This is a genomic window from Butyrivibrio sp. M55 (genome assembly GCF_900116865.1).
Lineage (GTDB): Bacteria > Bacillota > Clostridia > Lachnospirales > Lachnospiraceae > Butyrivibrio.
The window spans coordinates 98022-119049 of sequence record NZ_FPCD01000009.1 but is presented as its reverse complement, the minus strand read 5'-3'; the positions used below and the strand labels follow the sequence as shown (position 1 = coordinate 119049).

General features: G+C 42.9%; 14 protein-coding genes. All 14 read right to left on the bottom strand.

The features are described from left to right. Positions 1-43: 43 nt before the first annotated feature. Positions 44-220: a 30S ribosomal protein S21 gene (gene rpsU / locus BM398_RS11150; RefSeq protein ID WP_013280615.1), complete on the bottom strand. Its 177-nt coding sequence runs from the start codon at positions 218-220 to the stop codon at positions 44-46. A gap of 163 nt (positions 221-383) precedes the next feature. Beyond that, positions 384-1148 (bottom strand): class B sortase, encoded by a 765-nt coding sequence (locus tag BM398_RS11145; protein WP_092337738.1) that lies wholly within the window; start codon positions 1146-1148, stop codon positions 384-386. A gap of 148 nt (positions 1149-1296) precedes the next feature. Continuing rightward, complete coding sequence (locus tag BM398_RS11140; RefSeq protein WP_092337737.1) at positions 1297-3027, bottom strand: methyl-accepting chemotaxis protein; 1731 nt, start codon at positions 3025-3027, stop codon at positions 1297-1299. Positions 3028-3258: 231 nt separating this feature from the next. Continuing rightward, on the bottom strand, positions 3259-3699 hold the full coding sequence (locus tag BM398_RS11135; RefSeq protein WP_139233813.1) for a hypothetical protein: 441 nt from the start codon (positions 3697-3699) through the stop codon (positions 3259-3261). 356 nt (positions 3700-4055) lie between these two features. Next, a complete protein-coding gene (gene alaS / locus BM398_RS11130; RefSeq protein WP_092337735.1) occupies positions 4056-6713 on the bottom strand; it encodes an alanine--tRNA ligase in 2658 nt (885 codons plus the stop codon). Between the two features lie 11 nt (positions 6714-6724). Further along, complete coding sequence (locus BM398_RS11125; protein ID WP_026654504.1) at positions 6725-8122, bottom strand: glycine--tRNA ligase; 1398 nt, start codon at positions 8120-8122, stop codon at positions 6725-6727. A 29-nt stretch (positions 8123-8151) separates the two neighbouring features. After that, positions 8152-8772, bottom strand: coding sequence for a hypothetical protein (locus BM398_RS11120; RefSeq protein ID WP_092337734.1), 621 nt, complete (start codon positions 8770-8772; stop codon positions 8152-8154). A 90-nt stretch (positions 8773-8862) separates the two neighbouring features. Then, on the bottom strand, positions 8863-9522 hold the full coding sequence (recO, locus tag BM398_RS11115) for a DNA repair protein RecO (RefSeq protein WP_092337733.1): 660 nt from the start codon (positions 9520-9522) through the stop codon (positions 8863-8865). An 18-nt stretch (positions 9523-9540) separates the two neighbouring features. Beyond that, positions 9541-10449, bottom strand: coding sequence for a GTPase Era (gene era / locus BM398_RS11110; RefSeq protein WP_026654499.1), 909 nt, complete (start codon positions 10447-10449; stop codon positions 9541-9543). Further along, positions 10439-11470: a DUF4349 domain-containing protein gene (locus BM398_RS11105; protein ID WP_175531918.1), complete on the bottom strand. Its 1032-nt coding sequence runs from the start codon at positions 11468-11470 to the stop codon at positions 10439-10441. The genes era and BM398_RS11105 overlap by 11 nt, the downstream gene beginning before the upstream one ends. Before the next feature lie 30 nt (positions 11471-11500). Continuing rightward, complete coding sequence (locus BM398_RS11100) at positions 11501-14431, bottom strand: insulinase family protein (protein ID WP_092337731.1); 2931 nt, start codon at positions 14429-14431, stop codon at positions 11501-11503. A 13-nt stretch (positions 14432-14444) separates the two neighbouring features. Continuing rightward, positions 14445-18779: a hypothetical protein gene (locus tag BM398_RS11095; RefSeq protein ID WP_092337730.1), complete on the bottom strand. Its 4335-nt coding sequence runs from the start codon at positions 18777-18779 to the stop codon at positions 14445-14447. Between the two features lie 42 nt (positions 18780-18821). Beyond that, complete coding sequence (locus BM398_RS11090) at positions 18822-19559, bottom strand: YebC/PmpR family DNA-binding transcriptional regulator (RefSeq protein WP_092337729.1); 738 nt, start codon at positions 19557-19559, stop codon at positions 18822-18824. 30 nt (positions 19560-19589) lie between these two features. Continuing rightward, on the bottom strand, positions 19590-20951 hold the full coding sequence (locus tag BM398_RS11085) for a hemolysin family protein (protein ID WP_026654493.1): 1362 nt from the start codon (positions 20949-20951) through the stop codon (positions 19590-19592). Positions 20952-21028: the final 77 nt, after the last annotated feature.

The following is a 21028-nucleotide window of genomic DNA, read 5'->3' as shown; positions in this document are numbered from 1 at the left end:
AAAAAAATCCCTGGAAACTCCAAGGATTTTTTCACATTTAAATTTAGTTATATTTGCGCTTTCTTGCTGCTTCAGACTTCTTCTTGCGTCTAACGCTAGGCTTTTCGTAGTGTTCTCTCTTACGAATTTCCTGCTGGATTCCAGCCTTCGCACAACTTCTCTTAAAGCGACGCAATGCGCTATCCAAAGTCTCGTTTTCTTTTACTACTACAGTTGACATCTTCTACTCTTACCCTCCCTTCAGTCCCTTCAAGCACATGACTGATTGGGTTATTTATTATGTTTTAAGCCCATTAAAGCTCACATAACAAAAATATTATAGCACAAAAAACTTCATCGTCAAGCACTAATTCGTAAGTAACATATTTTTCTATCGTATTTTTTTATTTGATTTTCTTTTGTCCCTCTTTGTAGGTATGAATAACAAACCGCTTCTTTCCTCCCGTAAAGCCGCTACAGGTTGAAAGTGTAAGGATTGACGGCCTTTTATCAAAGGCTATATCTTTCCCAATCCCCCATTGGTCGTTTGAAAAGATATATTCCATGAAACGGTCGTATCCTTCGGCATCCGTAACTTCACTATATGCTTCACTCCCCGCAGTCGTTATCTCGTAGGCAAACGCTTCGTATCTGAATATCGTATCGCCCGTATAAATATACACATACGGATTATCTTTGAGAAGATTACTGTTTTCCGGAGAATAAACTTTCTTTAAACTTCCAAACATTGAACCGTCTTTCATGTTATGGCCAAATATCATATCATGCATTCCGCAAAAGTTTTCGTCACTGAGGACGTCCTCAAAAAGACTTCCGGCGTAGCTTTCCTTACCTTCAATAGTCTTATGCAGATACTCGTCTATCTCCTTTTCTTTTACAACAGGATAACTGATATCGAGGCACGGAATGTATATCCACGCTGTAATATCGGGATTCTTTTCCTTTAGTTTCGCAATATCAACCTCCATGTCGGGATAGCCGTCATCAGTTTTATCAGCCGTCTCCAAAAGAACATATTCACTTCGTATGCTGTCGTATTCATTTACTGCCAAAGTCAGTTCTTTTTTATCTTTTACAACATTAACCACCTCAATGGCGATAACTGCCACGCACAGGATAATTGCAGCTATTCTGATCTTGTTCTTCATACTACGTCCTTTACGTTTTAACCTGAATATCAATTTATTATAAGTTCGGGATTAGCTTTTATCAACTGTCGCAAAGTCGTAGACATTCACCTTTCACAGAAAAAGAGACTACAGTTGCCCGCAGCCCCTTCTTCCGGCAGTTCAAGTATTATTTGAAGTAGCTTATTGATTCTTCAAGATCCATAGCAAGGTTCTGGAGTCTCCTTGCAGATTCATCAATTATCGAGAATGTAGCGTTAAGTTCCTGCATGGATGCATTGGTCTGCTCCGAAGATGCGGCATTCTCCTCAGAAATAGCCGAAAGATCCTGCACAATCTCAACAAGAGCAATCTTGGCATCATTCAGGTTATCGATCATCTTAGAAATGTTCTGTGTATTATCCGTAACAACCGCAACATTCTGAGACATCTCAGTCATATCATTCTGAGTAGACGCTATGCTCTCACCCTGAAGCGCAATACTTGCATTCAAGGAATCCATAACCTTTACGGAAGCCTGCGCATCCTCAAGAAGCTTTTCAACTATTGCTTTGATCTCATCAGCACTGCTCTTTGACTCGTCGGCAAGCTGTCGTATCTCATCGGCAACAACCGCAAATCCCTTACCTGCTTCTCCCGCTCTTGCAGCCTCGATTGAAGCATTAAGTGAAAGAAGGTTTGTTTGGGAAGCAATTTCATTGATCGCATCAGAGAATTTTGCAATCTCGTTTGCACTGCTGTTTGTAGCGGTAATCGTCGTACCAATCTCTGTAACAGCCTCAGCAACGGCTGAATTCTGGGTTACTATTTCAACAAGAGCATCCGTAGCCTTGTCACAACTTTGTTTCATGCGGCTTGCAGCTTCATCAAGCGTAGATATATTCTCGGAAATAAGATCTATATTTGTTCCGATGGAATCCGTACTTGCAGCGGCATTCTGAACACTTTCCGCCTGTGATACCGCACCTTTACTTACTTCGCCTATCGCATCCGTAACCTGCGAAGATGCAGAGGTTGCCTGCGAAGCAGAATCAGCCAGTTCAAGCCCCGCTTTATTCAGGTCTTTTGACATACTCTTTGTCTTAGAAATAACTTCATCAAGCTTTCTGTTAAGAAGTGATGTACTCTCGGCAATAGCACCGATCTCGTTTTTGTTATCGATTATCTTTTCGTCGAATTCGCTGTTAAGAGTTCCGCTGGCAACTTCATCAATGAATTTAGCAATATTCTGCATCTGCGTAGATATTCTGATTGCAGTATATACTCCGAATGCGGTAACTGCCAACAATACCACAATTGTAGTAATTATCATTGATGAGATAATTTTATTGATATGTGAAGCAACATCCGATGTTTCACGCCCTGAAAAAGCCATCGCTGCAACAGTTCCGTCAGAATTAAACATCGGACAGTAATATCCATAATAAGGCATTCCTTCAATCACAAGAGAGTCTGATGAATATTCACCTTTCCCATTAATAACTGCCTGTATAACCGCATCGGAAGCTTTTGTTCCTATGAGTCTTTCGTTTGTACCACTTTTATAGATTGTTGTAAGAACACGGGTATCGCCAAAAAAGATAGTATAGTCAACACCTGTCTCAGCATGAATTGTATCTATAATGCCTCCAAGCTCTCCCGATATGGACTCTCCGCCCTTAAGAAGATCTCCGTCTTCAGAAAGGCTCCAGTCGCTATTGTCATTAAGCGCCTTAGCTTCATCGGCCAGATGTTCGGTTGTCGCTTTGAGTTCTTCCAGAATCAGGGTGTGATATACATTTTTGATATTCACAGACGCCATAACAGTAAGCAATACCGCAACAGCAATTATTGTTGTCACAGCAACAATAATGACATTGACAAGAAGTTTTTGTTTGTGTTGAACCTTTCCAGTATCCATGTGGTCTCTCCTTTCATAGACAACTCGACCCGAAAAATATAATACACAAATCTATCTTTTTTAAATTACTTTAAATAAACAAATAACTTAACTAATATCCTGCCATCTGCATCAATTATATCATCACAGAATGAATTTCAAATACAATTCCGTTAATTTTATATCCATTTAATGATTATTTAATAATTCATAAATATACAAAATCCTATCAAATAAAAAAAGACGCCGAACTTAATCGTCATCTTTTTCATCATCAAATTCAGGATCAGTACTCCTGTTATAGTATACATTTTTCTCATTCTGAAGAGCTATGGTTCCGAGAATCGAAATCGCTATCAAAAATACCGCAACCCCTCCAATGAATCCTGCGACGGAAGACAGAGCACCTTTATCTCTATCACGTTCCATTCCGACTGTATCGGAATTACTCATCTGGGTATTAGCCGAACTGCTAATAGTGCTAGATGCGTAACCGCTATCCCCCGAATCATTAAAAAGAGTTCGATAAATTCCTTCTGAAAAAATTTCATCCTGCGCCAATGCCGTAACACTTAATCCCTCAAACGTCATGGAAATCACAACAAATACTGCTATAACCTTCAATCCAATCAGAGAAACGGCAAATCTGCACTTCTCTTCCCACTGCATATATATACTATCTCCTCTGCTCATAACGTCCTGCAAATCCTTTAGTCAACCTATTTTTTAGTCATAATTAACTAGTAATAAAAACGTCCCCCGTCTTTTAAAAAAATCAACTCATAAACTTTACATGACTTAATTTTTATATCACATTTTCTAAAGGATTGTCAATACCCGTCAGAGCTATAATATCGCTTGTTATCGCTGTGTGAAGTCGTGTTTTTGGCTTAACTGCCGCATCTTAAACGTTTTCAAAAAATTACATATTCATTAATAGAAAAGGAAATATTTTTAACTATTTTTTAATTTTCTAAAAAAAACGAGGTAACCTTCAGTTACCTCGTAAAAATATGTTTTAAATATTCACACTAAACAGTAACGATTAATTACTTTATCTGGCCGCTTAAAATCTTTTCGGCTTCCTTTAATGCATCAGGAATTCCTACAGGATTCTTACCGCCGGCCTGGGCCATATTAGGACGTCCACCGCCGCCACCGCCTACGATAGGTGCGACAGCTTTGATAAGATTACCTGCATGAGCTCCCTTAGCCATTGCGTCATCGGTAGCCATAGCAACAAGATTTACCTTGCCATCACTCTCAGACACAAGGAGAATCACGCCTCCGCCAATCTTGGTCTTCATCTGATCGCCAAGGTCACGAAGACCGTTCATATCAACATTCTTTACAGATACGGCAAGGAAATTAACGCCGTTAATCTGCTTAACTTTATCTGTTACATCTCCGAGAGCTGCCTGAGCTTCTTTACTCTTTAATGACTCATTTTCACTCCTGAGAGCCTTGAGTTCATCCTGAAGCTTTTTAATATGTGCCGAAACACCCTCTGTATTCGTTTTAAGAAGCTTTGCAACTTCATTAAGGGTATTTTCGGTATTAATATAATATTCTCTTGCATTTGAACCTGTAAGAGCTTCTATACGTCTTACGCCTGCAGCTACACCACTCTCTGATACAATCTTGAAAAGACCGATCTTTCCGGTATTTGACACATGAGTACCACCGCAAAGCTCAACAGAGAAATCGCCCATCTCAACGACACGAACGACATCACCGTATTTTTCTCCAAACAGTGCCATAGCGCCTGTCTTCTTTGCATCTTCCATAGACATTTCCTTTGTTGATACAGGAAGTGCCTCTGCAATCTTAGCATTAACAAGGTCTTCAACCTTCTTGATCTCTTCGGCAGTCATGGCCTGATGATGGCTGAAGTCAAATCTTGTCTTGTCAGGATCCTGGTATGAACCGGCCTGCTCAACATGGTCTCCCAAAACAACTCTGAGAGCTTTCTGAAGAAGGTGTGTTGCAGAATGGTTTCTGCAAGTCTTAGCTCTGTTATCGGCATCTACCAAAAGAGTAACCTTATCACCCTTCTTGATGCTTCCGGATACAACCTTACCTACGTGGGCAATTCTTCCGCCGGCAACATGAATAGTCTCGGTAACTTCAATCTTAGTGCCCTTAGAGCCCTCGATAACACCGATATCACCAACCTGTCCACCCATTGTACCGTAGAAAGGAGTCTTATCTGTAATAACAGTAACGTTGGCACCTTCCTTCGCACTGTCAACAAGCTTTGTCTCATCGGCAATGGCTACAATCTTGCCCTTTGCCTCAATATCTGTATATCCTACGAATTCAGACTGTACTGATGCATCAAGTGCATCGAATACACCCTCATTGGTTGAGAGATTAGCAGAGAAGTTCTGATTATCTCTGGCTTTCTGCTTCTGCTCTTCCATTGCAGCCGCAAATCCCTTCTCATCAACAAGAAGTCCCTCTTCTCCCGCAAGCTCTACAGTAAGCTCTACAGGGAATCCGTAAGTATCATAAAGGAAGAACGCGTTCTTTCCGTCAATCTCTTTCTTGCCTTCGCTCTTAGTCTTCTCAAGAATCTTGTTAAACTCTTTAAGACCGTTCTCAAGAGTGCTCTCAAAACGTGCAATCTCTCTTGAAAGTTCTGTAAGAACGAACTCACGATTCTTTACAAGATTCGGGTAGCTCTCATTGTATACCTTGTCGATATAGATTGAAGCCATCTCGATGATCTTGTCCTTACCGAGATTAAGTGCTCTTGCGTGTCTTACGGCACGACGGATAAGTCTTCTGAGAATATATCCGGCACCTGTATTTGAAGGAAGAAGCTTAGCTTCATCTCCGATAAGCATAACGGATGTACGAATGTGATCCGCAAGGATTCTCATAGACTTTGTAGTCTTCTCATCCGCATTGTACTTAACACCGGCATTCTTCTCGATATAGCTGATAACAGGTGTAAATACATCAACCTGATATACATCCTTGGAACCGTTAAGGAATGCAAGAATTCTCTCAAGTCCCCAACCTGTATCAACATTCTTCTGCTTAAGAGGTGTAAGCGATCCGTCCTTATGCTTCTCATACTGCATAAATACGTCGTTACCAAGCTCTGTATACTTACCGCAGTCGCATCCGGGTCCGCAATTCGGGCCGCAATCCGGCTTATCGGCAATATAGAACATCTCACTGTCGGGACCGCAAGGACCGTATTCAAGTCCCCACCAGTTGTCCTCAGCGGGAAGATAATAAATATTCTCTTTCTTAAAACCTGAAGCTATACGATACTTAGCACCCTCTTCATCTCTGGGAGCATTTTCATCGCCCGCAAAAACTGTTGCAGCAAGGTGATCGGCATCAAAGCCAAAGACCTCTGTAAGAAGCTCATAGCTCCACTTACAACGATCTTCTTTGAAGTAATCTCCGAGACTCCAGCTTCCCATCATCTCAAAGAATGTAACGTGGCTCTTGTCACCTACAGAATCAATATCATTAGTTCTTACGCATCCCTGAACATTGCAAAGTCTTTTTCCAAGCGGATGCTTCTTACCGAGAAGGTAAGGCATAAGAGGCTGCATTCCGGCAACATTGAACATAACACCGGTAGAACCGTCGGATACAAGAGAAACCGCACCGACATCAACATGCCCTCTGTCTATATAAAACTGCTTCCATGTCTTGCGCAGCTCGTTAGCTGTAAATTGTCTCATCTAATCACTCCTTAAAATGTAAACTTGTCAGCAAAATAAGTCTCCAGCTCATCAATAGCAACACGTTCCTGCTCCATGCTGTCTCTGAATCTTACGGTAACCTTACCGTCTGTCTCAGAGTCGAAGTCATATGTGATGCAGAAAGGAGTTCCGATCTCATCCTGTCTGCGATATCTCTTACCGATATTTCCACGGTCGTCGAATTCGCAATTATATTTCTTTGAAAGCTGAGCATAAATCTTCTCAGCGCCTTCATTAAGCTTCTTTGAAAGAGGAAGCACACCGATCTTAACAGGTGCAAGAGCGGGATGGAAATGAAGAACTGTTCTTACATCGCCTTCTCCAATCTCCTCTTCATCATATGCTCCGCAGAGCATAGCAAGGAACAATCTCTCAACACCAAGTGAAGGCTCGATAACGAAAGGAAGATACTTAATTCTCTTCTCATCATCGAAATATGTCATATCCTCACCGGATACAGTCTGATGCTGCGTAAGATCGTAGTCTGTTCTGTCTGCGATTCCCCAAAGCTCGCCCCATCCGAACGGGAAGAGGAACTCGATATCGGTTGTTGCCTTTGAATAGAATGAAAGCTCTTCAGGATCGTGATCCCTTACTCTCATCTCTTCTTCCTTCATGCCAAGGCTCTTAAGGAAATCAATACAGAACTGTTTCCAATATGCAAACCAGTCAAGGTCTGTATCAGGCTCACAGAAGAACTCCATCTCCATCTGCTCGAATTCTCTTACACGGAAAATGAAGTTACCGGGTGTGATCTCATTTCTGAATGACTTACCAACCTGGCAGATACCAAAAGGAATCTTCTTACGTGATGTTCTCTGAACATTTTTGAAGTTAACAAAAATACCCTGTGCAGTCTCCGGACGAAGGTATACCGTATTCTTGGCATCCTCTGTTACGCCCTGGAAAGTCTTGAACATAAGGTTAAACTGTCTGATATCTGTAAAATTATGCTTACCACAGGAAGGACAAGGAATATTGTTCTCTTCAATATACGCCTTCATCTGCTCCTGTGACCAACCGTCAACGCTTGACTCAAGTGTAATGCCGTTCTCTGCAGCATAGTCTTCAATGATCTTATCTGCTCTGAAACGCTCATGACACTCCTTACAATCCATAAGAGGATCGGAGAAACTTCCAATGTGTCCTGAAGCAACCCATGTCTGGGGATTCATAAGAATGGCACAGTCAACGCCTACGTTGGTTGGGCTCTCCTGAACAAACTTCTGCCACCAAGCTTTCTTAATGTTGTTCTTAAGCTCAACACCTAAAATTCCGTAATCCCATGTGTTTGCAAGTCCGCCGTAAATCTCACTGCCCGGATGTACAAAGCCTCTTCCCTTTGCAAGAGCTATAATTTTTTCCATTGTCTTTGCACTATTTTCCATTGTCTGTCTCCATTCCTGCGAATATTTTTTTATTTTGAAAGAAGTATCTCTACGAGCTGTGTACTGCAACCCGACAGATCAGCTTCCTTTTTGCCGTTAAACCTTGCACCTACAGACATGTAATCAATCTTATAAGGCGCAATAAATGTAGTCTTGTCCTCTGTTATGATAACATGCTTGTTCTTATATTTCTTTAAGATATCCTTGTCCGGTGCTTTTCTTTCACTGTCTACAAGCTTGTCTGTAAGCGTGTATCCTGCTTTCTCTGCTTCTTTAACGGTTCCGTAAAAAAGAACTTTACCATTAAACTTTTTATAATCGTCCGGGCTGTCATATGTCATAACAACCTTAATCTTTGATGTCTCTTCGTCTTTCTCAACTGATTCAACAGTAATTCTCTCACCAAGGCACTCTTCGTTATATGCTTCAACCCTTGCAGAATTACCAATCTCAAACTCTTCCTGACTGTAATTCTCTCCGGCAAAATCATCATAGATTACACTTGTGATGTTCCCTTTGCTGTCAATCTTAATTGACGTAATGTCCTTTTTCTCTTCTCCGCATCCTGCGAGCACAACGAAAATAGTTGCAGTCATGAAAACAACGGCTATCTTCTTCATTTTATTAAGTCGAAATGTATTAACCTGCATAGTTGTGCTGATGCCCTCCTTTTCTATAAATTAAACTGTTTTTCTAGCAAACAAATGATATTATATCCAAATAGTATTTTTTTTTCAATACTAACGCACATTATACAGAGTCTCAAGCATTTCAAGGCTTTTGAGAGGTTTGTCGATGAACCTTTTCCTGTAATCTGCGGTAATCTCCTCAAGTTCCGAAAGCACTTCTTCAGAAACATCAAATGAGTACAGTTTCTTAAGAGGACTTGTCGCTATGTAATTGACCGTATACACTGTGGAGTCCAGAAATTCCCTTCCGGTAGGAATTCCGGGAAACTCTCCTTCTATGCAAAGAGCCTTTATTTCATAGATGCATCTGACAAGACTGTTCCTGATCTTTTCGTTCAAAAGAGCTCTGAGTGAAATATACAAAAGATTCAAAAGCTCTTTATCCTCATTATTTTCTCTTGTATAAAAAGAAGCTATCTCAAGAAAAAAGGTGCCATAGCAGGCACCTTCCAGATCTTGTCTAAAACCTTCAAAGTAATTTTCTATGTCCGCTTCGACGATCGTGTAGGAATTCCTTCCGGCAAACAGTTTAAACGTTCCGAAGCAAAAAGGCTCAACGCTTCCTGCCAGCTTACTTCCGGGCTTTCTTGCATTTCTGGCAAAAGCAGTTATCTTGCCTCTGTCAGCCGTAAACACAGTTGCCACCCAGTCATAATCTCCGACGGGAGAATGCTTTATGACCATGCCTTTTACATTTACCAATTCTTCCATATGACAGTTACCATTTTCTCAGTTAATGCCTTTGACATCATAACCAAAACTCTTGAGCTGAGTCTTATCATCTCTCCAGTCTTTTCTGACTTTGACCCACAACTGAAGATTTACTTTGATTCCAACAAGTTCCTCAATATCCCTTCTGGCGGTCGATCCGATCTTCTTAAGCATCGCTCCGCCTTTTCCGATAACTATTCCCTTGTGTGAATCTCTCTCACAGATGATCGTAGCCTCAATATCCATGAGTTCTTTGTCTTCACGTTCCCTCATTCGCTCAACCGTAACGGCGATTCCGTGAGGTACCTCATCTTTCATAAGCCTGAGTGCCTTCTCTCTGATAATCTCAGCAACAATCTGTCTTTCAGGCTGATCCGTAAGAGTATCCTCATCGTAAAAAGGTGGTCCCACGGGAAGAAACTCTTTTATCGCATTCATAACCTCATCGACATTTATTCTGCGAAGTGCCGCGGTATGAACAATCTTGGCAAAATCCATCTGACTCTTATACGCGTCTTCAAATTTTGAAAGGCTGTCTTTTTCAACCGTATCAATCTTATTTATAACGAGTATGACCGGTTTTCTGCACTTCTTAAGTTCCTCGATAATGCCCTTCTCACCGGCACCGATAAAGGTACTCGGCTCAACAAGCCACAAGACCACATCAACTTCTTCAAGAGTGCTCTTTGCAACCTTGGTCATATATTCCCCAAGTTTATTTTTGGTCTCATGAATACCCGGTGTATCCAGAAAGATCATCTGACACTGTTCATCCGTAAAAACAGTCATTATCTTGTTTCTGGTAGTCTGGGGCTTACATGAAGTTATTGCGATCTTCTGCCCGATCATCTGGTTCATGAGCGTTGACTTTCCGACATTCGGACGTCCGATAAGCGCTATATACCCGGTTTTAAAATTATTCTCCATCTTTACCTTCTGTTTTCTTCTCAGTAGTTACTACTGTTTTTGCCTGCTTCTTTTCTCTGTATTTCTTGACACATATCCAGATAACAGCCACAAATATCGCAAGGAAAAGCAGCTGCGGAATGTGTATCACGAACCAGATAATAAATTCCTTTATGCCATGTCCCACAGATTTAAAGCTTTCAACGAAACCTTCGCCCATTCTTGCGAATGCACCTTTTTCTTCAACAGGCGTATACTTCGCAACCTCTTCAAGGCTGAGATTCACCGTACTGTAATCGACCTGATTGTCAAAGGTACGAAGCTGGGATTCCATGTTCTCAAGCTGATATCTTACCTGTGAAAGTCTGTCCTGAACAGCGATGATATCTTCCACCGACTGAGCGGATTCAAGTATCTTAAGCAGACTTTCTTCCTCGGTCAAAAGAGCTTTCTTCTTGCTCTCAAGATCGACATACTGAAGTGTTACATCTTCAACGTTTGTCGATTTGCTTGTGATATTATACGCATCACCCAGACTGTCTACAAAACTTCCAAGTTTATCCGCGGGAACTCTTATAACAAAATTGGCATTTCTTTTCGAATCATTGTAGTTCTTGTCGTAGGAGCTTCCGTTGTAGATATCGCTTGACTCGATATATCCGCCAAGCTCACCCACTTTCGATTCTACCGCCTTGAGCGCCTCGTCAAAATTATCAGTTTCGGCACCGATATTCATCGTTGTGATAAGTTTCCTCGATGTATCGACCACAGCCTCGGGATTTTCCTGCGCTGTTTCACCGCTTGCCTCCGCGCTCTCCTCTACTTCAAAAGCCGCCGCATCGGCATTTTCATCAACAGCTGCATTTTTTGTAAAAAACTCAGTACTGCCGGAAGCTTTTGGGCTTACCGGACCGGGCGAATGCAACTTTGATGAGCCCGACGAGCTGTCCGAAGAACTTCCGCATCCCACAGATGTCAAAACCAATAAAGTCACACATGCGAAAATAACAAATACTTTCTTTTCAATAAATCTTTTTCTCATATTTTTACCCATGTGTGCATAAGCACAAAATCACTTATTTACAAGTTGCTCAATATTATCGAACAGATCTTTTTCCGAATCAATCTTATCCGAACTTCCTATTACGCAAAGGCACTTATCTTCCATAAATGCGTCCACATACTTACTGAGTCCTCTTATCGTCTCCTTCGTCGTTCCAAGAAGCTCATCTCTGTTACGCTGGATATTCTCCATCTTGGCATTGCAGAGATATGCCGAAAGTCCGTAAGTTCCCTTTGCTGCGGGAGTCTTAGGCGTATCGAGATCAGAAATGGCTCCGATAATGTATTTAAGGATAACCTTCTCATCCTCATCGAAGTTTTTCAGATATTCTGATGCCTTCTCAAAAACATCGATACTGTTCTTAAGATTCGGATCTCTGTATGTTACAAACGCAGAATCACCATTCTTTGCATAGCTGCTCATACATCCGTACGCTCCGCCGAGCACTCTTATATTCTTCCAAAGATAATCATATCCCATCATAACCTTGAGAACACGAAGAGCTCCGTTGTACTTAAGTCCCTTGGATGCAAAGTTTCCGGCACGGCACACGTACTGAACCTGTCCGGCCGTCTTGAACGCCTCATTTCTTCTGCATGTCTCAATCTCGAACTTAACCTTTTCATAGTCATCTGTGAAAAGAGAATCGGCAAATAACTTACTTTCTTCGGCAATTCCCGCATACTCTTTATCCGTGCAGGTTACGTCAACCAAAAGGTTTTCTGCCCTGAATATAACCTTGCAAAGATCTTTAAGCTTATCGGATATCTCTTTTGCTCCATCGGGAGTTTCAATCTCTGAAAGAAGTCCCTCGAGATGCCTTAAATATCCAATTCCGCCGGTTCTGTCAGAAACAGCCGCAGCGGGTGAAACATAAGACATTGCTCTTACAGCACTTGTCTGATGTCCGGCAGCTGCAAGATCCGACTGAAGTCTTGCGTACTGCTCGCCAAAAATCTCCTTAAGTCTCTTAACGTCATCGAGCTTTGTCTTAGTAAGAATCTCTTTTACAAGCTCAAATGCGTAATGCAGGTTCTCATGCAAAACTTTTACACTTATTTCAAGAGTTGTCTTAAACTCAGAAACGTCATCCGCATTCGTGTATGTGCTGATGGATCCTGTAATACCGCCCGTTTTGATATTGATCTCATTAAAAAGATCACCGTAACTGTAATTCTCGGTATCCATCATTCCAATTACTTTTTTAAGCACGGAAACATATGGAATAAGCTTCGCGTCAAGATTTTTTAAGTCAAAAACAAAGGTCAGATAAACAATTCCGTTAGTAAATATATTATGGAAAAGGATATCGACTCCGTTCTCTTCTTTTTTCTCATAAATAAATTTATCAGATTCTTTCTTAAGATCTTTAAGTTCAAGAACCGGTATCTTTTCAAGATCTTCGGGTAAATCCGGAGCATCCTGATACTCCTTTAGATCCGCTGTATACTTCACGATCTCAGAAATCTCATCCTTTGAAAGAGAAGCCTTGTAATCGGCAAGCTTCTTTTTAAGCTCCTCATCCTTCTTATCCGTAAGTCCCGGAACGGGCTCAAGCATAAGAATAGTCCTGTGCGGATTATCCAAAAGATATTTCTCGATAAGTTCCTCGAAGTATCTTCCCTGAACTTCCTTCTTAAGCTCAGCAAATGTGGCATTTGCTTCAACGTTTATCCAAGGTCTGTTGTCATCATAGAGCCAGCTGTCAAAAACCTGAAGCCCGTATAACAATCCCTTAGGATATCTTCCGAAATCAGCCTCTCTGTACTTGAACTCATCATAATTAAGTCCTGCCAAAAGAGCCTTCTTATCAATTCCGTTTGTCACCTGCTCTTTAAGCACAGATCTGATAATCTCTACAAATTCGTCTTTCTGAGATGCATCGGCATTCTTTGCGATAATGGAAAAAACAGGCTGCTGTATTCCATTGTCGTATTCGCTGTAAACGTCCTGTCCGATTCCTTTTTCTATAAGAGCCTTCTTGATCGGAGCTCCGGGCGCGGAACAAAGCGCATAATCCAAAATATCAAAAGCAATATATAGCTTTTTATCGAGAGTAGAGCCCACACTGCAATTGTATGAAAGATAAGTGTTCTTATCGATTTTCTCTTCGGAAAGGATCGAATAAGGCTTAACTATCTCCTTAGGCTCTTTAAACGCTTCCTGTCTTTCTATCTTGGAATCAACATCAAGACTGTCAAATCTTGAAAGATAATTCTTGTCGATATAATCAAGTTTCTCCGCTACATCCATATTTCCGTACAGGTAAATATAGCTGTTTGAGGGATGATAATATTTTCTGTGAAAATCAAGATAATCTTCATAAGTAAGAGACGGGATATCATCCGGATCACCTCCCGACTCCATTCCGTATGTAATGTCGGGATAAAGAGAATTCTGAATTTCTCTTGAAAGCACATCATCCGCAGATGAAAATGCTCCCTTCATCTCATTGTAAACGACTCCGTTTATTGTAAGCTCGGAGTCGTCATTTTCCATTTCATAATGCCAGCCTTCCTGGCTGAATATTTTATCTGTCTTGTAGATATTGGGATAAAAAACCGCATCCAGATATACATCCATCAGATTCTGGAAATCAGCATCATTGCAGCTTGCAACGGGATAAACGGTCTTATCCGGGAATGTCATTGCATTCAAAAAAGTATTAAGTGACCCTTTTGCAAGTTCCAAAAACGGGTCTTTTATAGGATATTTCTCAGATCCACAAAGCACCGTGTGCTCAATGATATGAGCAACACCGGTGGAATCCTTGGGCGGAGTTCTAAAGCCTATGGCAAATACCTTATTCTCTTCATCATTTGAAAGAATGGCAACTCTCGCCCCGGTCTTCTTGTGTCTCATCAAATAACTATCTGAGTTTAGATCGTCAATATGTCTCTTTTCGACGGTCTCATATGCGGATAAATTTTCTATGTTCATCAATCAGCCTTCCTTAAATGTCAAAATCGTCTCCGGAACTGAAGTCAAAGTCGAAATCAGTCTTTGAGCCGGCAGCACTTACTTTAACAGCCTCTTTATTATTTCTGTTTATCGAGATTGTGCCGTTATATTCAGGCATCTTCATTCTGGGCTCAGCACTTCTGCCATCGGAAGCATCTGCCTCAGTTTCTTTCGGAAGAACCATTCCCTCGGGAACAAAGCGGATATTCTTCTTTTCTTCGCGTGCGCGAATTCTCTTTATGCGCTCTTGCTCACGACGGGCTCTTGCTTCCTCTTCCTCCTGCTCCTGACGTTTTCTTTCCTCAGCAAAGAACTTTTCTTCCTCTTCGATGATCTTTCTTTCGCGCTCTTCCTGCTCACGACGCTCTCTCTCGAGTTCTTCTTCCTCACTGAGTTCTTCTTCACGTTCTTCTTGCTCGCGCTGCTGTCTTTCACGTTCTTCACGCTCTGCCTGCTCGCGCTGCTGTCTCTCGCGTTCTTCACGCTCTGCCTGTTCGCGCTGCTGTCTCTCGCGTTCTTCACGTTCTGCCTGCTCACGCTGCTGTCTCTCGCGCTCTTCACGTTCTGCCTGCTCGCGCTGCTGTCTCTCGCGCTCTTCACGCTCTGCCTGCTCGCGCTGCTGTCTCTCGCGCTCTTCACGTTCTGCCTGCTCGCGCTGCTGTCTCTCGCGCTCTTCACGCTCTGCCTGCTCGCGCTGCTGTCTCTCGCGCTCTTCACGTTCTGCCTGCTCGCGCTGCTGTCTTTCGCGCTCTTCGCGTTCTGCCTGTTCGCGCTGCTGTCTTTCGCGCTCTTCGCGCTCTGCCTGCTCGCGCTGTTGTCTCTCGCGTTCCTCACGCTCTGCCTGCTCACGGCGCTGTCTCTCAAGCTCAAGGCGCTCACGTTCTTCCTGCTCACGTGCAAGTCTTTCACGTTCCTCACGCTCTGCCTGCTCACGACGCATTCTTTCGCGTTCTTCACGTTCACGCATCATTCTTTCACGCTCTTCGCGTTCACGCATGATTCTCTCGCGTTCCTCGCGCTCTGCCTGTTCGCGAAGCTGTCTTTCACGTTCTTCACGGAGAGCCTGCTCACGCTGCTGTCTCTCACGTTCTGCCTGCTCGCGAAGTGCCTGCTCACGTTCTTCTTTCTCGATCAGCCTTGCTCGTTCTTCCTGTTCGCGAAGGATCTGAGCGCGCTGCAATCTGATACGATCCTGCTGTTCGCGCTGAATTCTGGCAAGTTCTTCCTGTTCTTCTCTTGCACGCATTGCTCTTGCCTGTTCTTCAAGTTCACGCTGACGTATCTCTTGTTCCTGCTGTTCGCGCGGTTTCTTTCTGCGCTCTTCTATTTCACGGAATTTATTTTCACGTTCTTCAGGTACACTAAGCTCAGCCTCAGGTTCCATGGTTGCTTCAAAAAGAAGTCGCTCGCGTTCCGCCTGCTCACGAAGCATTCTTGCACGCTGCAATCTGATACGTGCTTCCTGTTCACGCTGAACTCTTGCCTGTTCTTCCTGATTCTCCTGTTCACGCTGACGCCTTATGCTCTCTTCCTGCTCACGCATAACTCTCTCGAGAGCTTCCTGTTCACGTTGTAATCTTTCTCTTTCTTTTCGATCACGTAATATCTTTTCACGTGTTCCCTGTTCAAGTGCCAATCTTTCCTGTTCCTCCTGCGCTTCTTGCTCTCGCTGAATACGAGCAAGCGCTGCACGTTCGTGGAGCATTCTGGCTCTTGCCTCCTGCTCACGAAGGATTCTTTCACGTACTGCTTGTTCACGCTGAAGTCTTTCCTGTTCTTCGCGCTCTGCCTGTTCACGCTGAAGCTTTTCCTGCTCCATACGTTCTGCCTGCTCACGCTGCTGTCTTTCCTGTTCCTCGCGTTCTGCCTGCTCACGCGCAAGTCTTTCCTGTTCTTCGCGCTCTTCCTGCTCGCGCTGTAATCTTTCCTGTTCTTCTCGTTCAGCCTGCTCGCGACGCTGTCTTTCGAGTTCTTCCTGCTCACGAAGAATTCTTTCACGTTCTTCGCGCTCTTCCTGTTCACGTCTGATTCTGTCTTGCTCTTCCTGTTCGCGGCGCTTTCTGACAAGTTCCTCCTGTTCACGGAGAATTCTTTCACGCTCTTCGCGCTCTTCCTGCTCACGCTGAAGTCTTTCCTGCTCCTCGCGTTCTGCCTGCTCGCGCTCGAGTCTTTCCTGCTCTTCGCGTTCTGCCTGCTCGCGCTCAAGTCTTTCCTGCTCTTCGCGTTCTGCCTGCTCACGCTCAAGTCTTTCCTGTTCCTCACGTTCTGCCTGCTCACGCTCAAGTCTTTCCTGCTCTTCGCGTTCTGCCTGCTCACGCTCAAGTCTTTCCTGTTCCTCACGTTCTGCCTGCTCACGCTCAAGTCTTTCCTGTTCCTCACGTTCTGCCTGCTCGCGCTCGAGTCTTTCCTGCTCTTCGCGTTCTGCATCTTCGCGCTCAGCCTGTTCAAGATCTTCCTGCTCGGGTTCTTCATCTTCGGCAACATCCATGTCTCGTCTGAATTTACCCTGCTTTGCTCTCTCACGAAGGATCTTCGCACGTTCTTCTATGTCACGGCGCTCCAATTCACGAGCTTCTTCTTCCTGAAGCTCTTCCTGTTCACGACGTTCTTTGTCATCTTCCTGCTCGAGAAGCTCTTTTGCACGTTCTTCAACGGCTTCTTTTTCAGCAAGTTCTCTTTCACGAACTTCTTCCACATCAATCTGCTGTGTACGCTGATCGTCCTCGCGCTCTGCCTGCTCACGCTCTCTTTCGCGTTCTTCGCGCTCTTCCTGTAAGCGCATTCCTCTTTCTCTGGCAAGCTGCTCACGGCGTTCACGACGTTCTCTTGCGCGTTCTTCTCTTTCACGGCGCTTTTTCTCACGAAGCTCTTTTTCATAAGCTCCGCCTCTGTCCATGATTTCTCCCTCGCCCATAAGTTCGCCGGTCATAAATCCTTCTCTTCGGTCGGTAGCACGACGATTGCGGGCAGCAAGAGAATTGTCACCATGATTTCCGAAGCCGCTCATCTCAGAGGCTTTCTTATATGCATAGTTGTTCTCGGGATCTGATTCTTCCTCTTCTTCCTCTTCCTCGACGATATCGGTCTCCTTTTTGGGTCCCTGAGAAACAAGCATGGCAACACACGCAAGAATAAAGCCATAGTATACGGTTACTACATACTGAGAGATCATCCTTGTCTCACCAAGACTTGGCTGCATCAAAAAGAGAAAGATCATTCCAAAAAGCCATGGGATTATATTATCTGCGTCTTTACTTCTTAAGTATCCGGCAAAAACAGCTGACATTATAACAACCGTGATAAGGTATGCAAGCTTATTCTCCGAATAAATAAAGAAAGGTTTAATAGCTCCCACTTCATGGAAATAATATGACATCCATTTCGAAAATACAACACCTACATGTCCGATACCGGCTTCCTGTATCATCATGATAAGGAAGGTAAAAAGCGTTCCTCCAAGCACGACCAGCAGACTCTTTCCGCCATTCGCAAGACTTCCTTCCGCCATGAACAATACTGAGATAAGTAAAGGGAAAACCGCAACAAAAGTTCCGGCATCGACATAACCCATAAATCCAACCGTCACTCCCACCAGGAAGAACAGTATCATAAATGCCGGTCCCTTACATTCCACGGTATATATCTGCTTCAGATAACGTATTACAACGTAAATCTCGATACCGAACATAACATAAAAGATTCTGTCCGTGTTGAGCTCTTTATCTGCAAATGTCTTAAGAAATGCGGGCATAAAAGATACATAACCAATGTAAACAATAGATGCTATCGGCCCTAAAAGAAGTTTTACCGCAGAACCTGTGAACATTATGAAAACACACGCAAGAAACGCTTCATAAACATACACGGTCTCTGACATATTTCCGGTAAAGATCATAAAGAATCCAAGAAGTTTGGAATAAGTAATAGACAAAAGATCCTGTTCGTATGAAACGCTGTCGGATCCAACTATTGCATTGTCAAGTAAAGACGTATTTCCCGTAAATATCGGGTCACCCACCGCAATAGTCCTGTATCTGTAAACAAATGCAGCAATAATGAGGCAGGCAACGGCGACTTTATAAAAAATCTCAAAACCTTTTTTGTGAGTATATCTGTACAATTTGACGCTGTCGAACACCTTACCGGCCAGTAACGCGACCGCGTTAGTCCAGATAATTCCCAATGTGGAAAAGATTAATGTGAATCCAAGTCTGTTTGAGGCAGGAAAAAGCCCTAAAAAATAGCCTGAACAACCAACCATCACCGCATTAAAGAGTATGAATAAAAGCCATATGCACAATGTCGGTATTTTTCGTCTCAGTTTCATTCTTTAGGACTCCCCTCATTTTATTCCCATCATAATCTTTAATTATTCTTCAGGCTCTTCCCAGTTGTGATATACAGCCTGAACATCGTCATCTTCATCAAGAAGATCGAGTATTCTCTGAAGATACTTAACAGTATCGGGATCTGTAACAGATACATAATTCTGAGGAATCATTGTTACTTCCGCTGATGCTGTCTCGATATTTTCTTTGCTGAGAGCTTCTACAACAGCCTGGAAATTCTCAGGAGTTGTAAGTACCTCATAGCTGTCTTCCTCTTCGTTGAAATCATCTGCTCCCGCATCGAGAACAAGCATCATGAGATCGTCTGAAGACATCTTGCATTCTTCCTTGTCGATAAGGATCTGTCCCTTATTATCAAACATATAAGATACGCATCCGGGAGTACCGACATTTCCGTTTCCCTTTGTAAATGCACTCTTTACGTTAGCTGCTGTTCTGTTCTGGTTGTCTGTGAGCGCCTCAACAATAATGGCTGTTCCGCCGGGGCCGTATCCTTCGTATGTGATGCTCTTGTAGTCAACTCCGCCTTCTGCACCGGAAGCTTTCTTGATACCTCTTTCAATCGTATCGTTAGGCATGTTGTTTGCTTTTGCCTTTGCAATGACCGTTGCAAGCTTGAAGTTGTTTGACGGATCCGGACCTCCCTCCTTAACGGCAACCGCTATTTCTCTACCGATAATAGTAAAAATTTTACCCTTTGCCGCATCATTCTTTTCTTTCTTGTGCTTGATGTTAGCAAATTTTGAATGTCCTGACATATAAAATTCCTTTCATTACTCATATATAAACTATTTTGCTAATTCCGAATCTTTCACGCTTTCTGCTTCCTCTTCTTTTGGAAGTTTTTTCATAAGTACGCTCTGTACCATATGATTTCCAACGGAAAGAATCGTGAAACTATAGCCATCCACTTCGACGCTGAATTCGTCGTCTTCCTCCGGTATTCTGTCGAGCTTTGATATAAGAAATCCGTTCAAAGTCTCAAACTCCGACTCACCGAAAGACATCTCAAATTTCTTTTCAAGTGCCTCGATAGGCGCTGTGCCCTCTACAATAAACTCATCCCTGTTCTTGGTTGGTTTAATGAAATTCTCATCTTCGTCATATTCATCCATGATATTTCCGACAATTTCTTCAAGAATGTCCTCCATGGAAACAAGTCCCGCAGTCTGACCATATTCATCAATGACCACAACCATCTGCGTTTTGGACGATTGCATATTATGGAAAAGAGAATCAATATTCCGGGTCTCCGGAACAAACTTGGGCTGGCGAAGAAGTCCTTTTATCTTCCTGATCGGAAGATCCTTTTCTTTTTCCTCGGACAACTTCTTCATTGCATCACGTATATGCATGATGCCGATTATATGATCGATATCGTCAAGGTAAACCGGGAATCTGGAATTGTTGGTATCCATCATAAATCCAACAGCTTCTTTAAGAGTCATATTTGCATCAATGGCAACCATGGCGTTTCTGTTAGTCATAATATCCTGAGCTTCTTTGTCGGAAAACTCAAAAATATTGGATATCATATCAGCCTCTGTTTCCTGAAGAACGCCCTGTTCCTGGCCTTCCGAAACCATCGAGATGATTCCTTCCGTGGTTACATCGGTGAGATTCTCATCTCCCCTTACGCCAAAAAGATACAAGACCGTTCCGGAGATTGCTCTGATAACTACAACAAAAGGAGTCACCAGAAATCTCATAAACGCCACCGGATAATAGCATGCCACCGCCCATTTTTCGGGACATCTGACAGCAAGGCGCTCAGGTATCCTTACGCCAAAGCTCATTGTAAGAAGCAATATAACCGCACCGGTCAAACAATATGTAAAACGGGTCGCAATAAAGGATTCACTAAGGTCCAAAACATATGCGATATACCGTCCGATATCTCTTGTAACAAATCCTCCGAGAACCATGTTCACTGCTGCCGCAAAAACATTCATGGCTCTTATATGTTTCTCGGGGCTCTTCATGATATTAAGAAGTCCCGAAGCAACTTTATCTTTGTTCTCCCGACTTTTCTTTTCAACATCCTCTTCTTTGACGCGGGTTATCGCTGCATCAAATCCGAAAACGAAGATATCTGCTATAAGAACAGCCGCGAGTAAAAGAAAACTGGCAGAAGGCAAGCCTTCGTCCATAATCAGCCCTCCTGATACGCGATTGATTAAAATAAACCTAAAACCTCAAATTAAAATATACCACATTTTAGCATAAT